This is a genomic window from Stenotrophomonas sp. HMWF003, assembly GCF_003061285.1.
In the GTDB taxonomy this organism is placed as follows: Bacteria; Pseudomonadota; Gammaproteobacteria; order Xanthomonadales; family Xanthomonadaceae; genus Stenotrophomonas; species Stenotrophomonas maltophilia_AP.
The window spans coordinates 3,937-7,101 of record NZ_QAIW01000437.1 but is presented as its reverse complement, the minus strand read 5'-3'; the positions used below and the strand labels follow the sequence as shown (position 1 = coordinate 7,101).

Sequence of the window (3,165 nt, the reverse complement as noted above, 5' to 3'; positions counted from 1 at the left end):
TCGTAAACCGCCTCGTCCTGCTGCCAGAACCACTGGAAGTGGCTGGCGATGGCGGCCAGGCCGCCCACCAGCGCCGACAGCGCCAGCCGCTGCGGCCACGACAGTGCCAGTGGCTTCACAGCAGCAGCCACAGCAGCAGTGCGCCGCCGCCGGCGCCGTAACAGGTGCGGCAGGGCAGCGTGACCTGCTGTGCCGGCGAGAACGGGCCGGCATAGCCGTCGTCGTCGATGTACTGCACGCGTACGTGCAGGGTGCCGTGCCAGGGGCGCTTGAGCGACACCTCCGGCTGGTCGACCTCGCGGTCCAGCAGCGGGTGGGTGAAATCGCCCTTGCGGTCGATCTGCACGCGGTAGCGCTGACCGGTTTCGCCGGCCTGCCAGCGCAGCGTCAATTGGCCCTTGGCGGCCTGCGGCGGTTGCAGGGCCGGATCGACCGGGGTGTCGGTGAGGGTGAGCGCGACCGGTTGGCCGAAGCGACCGCGGTGGCCGTTGCCATCGCGCGAGGCCACACGCCAGAAGTACGCGCCCGGGGCCAGGTCCGTGGCCGCGCGTGCATGCGGGCTGGTGCTCTGCTGCTCCAGCACGGGCACCAGGAACTGTTCGTCGCGCGCGATCTGCAGCACGCTGGATGCAGCCCCGTCGACCTGGCTCCACTGGAAGCGTGGGCGCGCGCTGTTGATGGTTTCCTGGTTGACCGGGCGCACCGTCAACGGTGCGGGCGGTTGGTCACGCACCTCGAAATCGTGCTCGGCATCGAGACCTTCCACGTCGTCGGCGCTGACGGCGCGAACCAGCACGCGCAGCGTGCCGGGCGCCAGATCCGGCAGGGTCAGGGTGGTGGCAGGGGTGTCCTGTGCGAACAGCAGGATCTCGGGTTGGTCGGCGCGCACCACTTCCACCCGGTAGTGCGCGGCACGGTCCACCGCCGCCCACGCCAGCTGCGCGGGCAGCGGGTCCAGGCGCAGCTGCGCCCGGTCCAGCAGCGGCGCCGGCAGCAACGGCTCCAGTTCGCCGGGGCGGGTGTCCTGCGACGTGCTGCGGGTGGCCTGGCCGCGGGTGACCAGGCGTTGGCCACGTTCGTTGCCAACCTGCACCTTGCCCTGCAGTACTTCGGTGGCCGCGCTGCGCCCGTCACCGCCGGCGCTGACCCGGAACACGGTGCCGCGCACGCTGCTGGTCGCCGTGGGGGCATCGATGATGTAGCGCGACGCCGGCCCCGTTGCCGGGGTCACCCGGTTGCTGGTGCGGCCCTGCTGCAGGCGTATGCGGGTGTCGACCATGCCGGTGTGCCCGTAGCGGCTGAGCTGGTCCAGGCGCAGGCGCGAGTTTTCGCGCAGCTGCAGCCGCGAATCATCGGCAAACACGAGGGTGACGCTGGCATCGGCGCCGGTGACCAGATGCTGGCCGATCGTCAGCAGCTGGCCTTCGATCACATCGCGCAGGCCGCCCTGGGCCGTGTCGCCCACCTGCACCGATCCGCGCAGCGCGAGCACGCGGGCTGGCACGGGCTGCACCGCCAGCCACGCCACCGGGAAGCGCAGCTGGCTGCCCGGCGACAACCGATACGGGTCGCTCACGCGGTTATGGGTTTGCAGGTGTTCCCACGGAACCGACGGCTTCAGGTACCGCGAACCGAGATCCCACAGGGTGTCACCGGGACGCACCCGGTAGGTCCAGTCCTGGGCCAGCAGAGGAAAGGCGGAGAACAGCAGGGCTGCCACCAACACCAGGCGGGCGGACAGCGAACAAGGGTGAAGCAGGCGGGTCGAACTCACGGTCATCTGGGCCCTGCTGGGCGGGGCTCAGCCGTGCGGCCCCCATGGCCCAGACCTCATCCCCCCGAATGGATCGCGGCGTCGTGGACGCCGCGGTCGCATTATTGCCCGGGACCCGTGCAGAGTTTCTGAACGTGACTTCCGTCACATTCCATGCGGGCGAGGGGCCTCCGTCCTGGCAAACTGAACACGTGGCGCATCCCGCGCCGGATCAGAACAGCAGCGACGCCATCCGGCGGCGGTAGCGTCCCACCAGGTCCTCGTCGGCAATCACCTTGAAGGCGTCGATCAGCAGCTTGCGCGGCAGACCCTCGGCGAAGGTGCGGTCGCTGCGCAGCATGGCCAGGAACTGTTCCAGCGCGGCTTCATCCTCGCCGCCCAGCAGCAACTGCACCCCGCGCAGGTGGCGGGCCTGCAGGTCGTCGCCATTGGCGGCGATGCGGGCGTCCAGCGCCTCGGCGGCCGGTGCGTCCTGCAGCGCGTTGGCGAAATCCAGGCGGGCGCGGGCGCGCACGGCACGGTCGTCGGTGGCCAGGTTGGCCGGCAGCGCATCGATCAGCGTGCTGGCCTCGGCGGTGCCGCCGGTCTGCAGCAGGGCCAGCGCCAGGTCCAGTTTGAGTTCGTCCTTGTCCGGCTCGGCGGCGATTGCCGCACGCAGCACGTCGACCTGGGCCTGCGGGTCCAGCGGTTCGGGCTCGGCCACGGCGTCGGCGGCCGGCTCGGCCGGGGTCACCCCGTGCTGGGCCAGGAACTCGCGCAGCTGGCCTTCCGGGATCGCACCGGGGAAGCCGTCCACCAGCTGGCCGCCCTTGACCAGGAACACGGTGGGCACCGAGCGGATCTGGAAGGCCGCTGCGATCTGCTGTTCGGCATCCACGTCGACCTTGGCCAGCTCGAAGGCGCCGTGGTACTCACCGGCCAGCTTTTCCAGCATGGGCCCCAGGGTTTTGCAGGGCTCGCACCAGCTGGCCCAGAAATCGACCAGCACCGGCGTCTGCAGGGACTTCTGCAGCACCTCGGTTTCGAAGGTGGCGGTGGTGGCGTCGAAGACGTGCGGCAATTCGCTCATGGTCGGCAATCAACGATTAAAGATGTACGCAGTGTATGGGTGCGCAGGTTGCGGGACGCAACCCCGGCGCCCGGGATCGGCGCAAACCGGTAACAATGCGCGGCGTCCTCTTCGGCCCAGGCAGACCTTCATGCACATTTCGCCCCGTATTGATCGCGGCATCGGCGCGCTTGCCGCACTTGCGTTCGTGGTGGCCGTCGTCGGCTTCGGCGCGGCGCTGCCCGGGTATCGCGCGCTGTCGCATCCGGTGGCGCTGCTCGGTGCCACCGGGGTGCCGCACGCGCAGGCGTTCAGTTGGCTGGGGCTGGTGCTGCCGGGGGCG

The 3,165-nt window shown here is 70.2% G+C and carries 2 protein-coding genes and 1 pseudogene; 1 reads left to right on the top strand and 2 read right to left on the bottom strand.

The window, feature by feature from the left end; translation table 11 throughout:
• Positions 1–115: 115 nt before the first annotated feature.
• Positions 116–1,780 carry a FecR domain-containing protein gene (locus DBR34_RS19175; protein WP_128097959.1) on the bottom strand — a complete coding sequence of 555 codons (1,665 nt, stop codon included), beginning with the start codon at positions 1,778–1,780 and terminating at the stop codon, positions 116–118.
• Between the two features lie 205 nt (positions 1,781–1,985).
• Positions 1,986–2,843, bottom strand: coding sequence for a thioredoxin (gene trxA, locus DBR34_RS19170; RefSeq protein ID WP_128097958.1), 858 nt, complete (start codon positions 2,841–2,843; stop codon positions 1,986–1,988).
• Positions 2,844–2,973: 130 nt separating this feature from the next.
• Between trxA and DBR34_RS24075 the strand changes: the two are divergent.
• Positions 2,974–3,165: pseudogene (locus DBR34_RS24075) on the top strand (DUF998 domain-containing protein); the annotation flags it as partial.

Bases quoted from the DNA above. Each gene is read 5' to 3' on its own strand.
- trxA (WP_128097958.1), bottom strand. From the start codon at position 2,843: ATGAGCGAATTGCCGCACGTCTTCGACGCCACCACCGCCACCTTCGAA.
- DBR34_RS19175 (WP_128097959.1), bottom strand. From the start codon at position 1,780: ATGACCGTGAGTTCGACCCGCCTGCTTCACCCTTGTTCGCTGTCCGCC.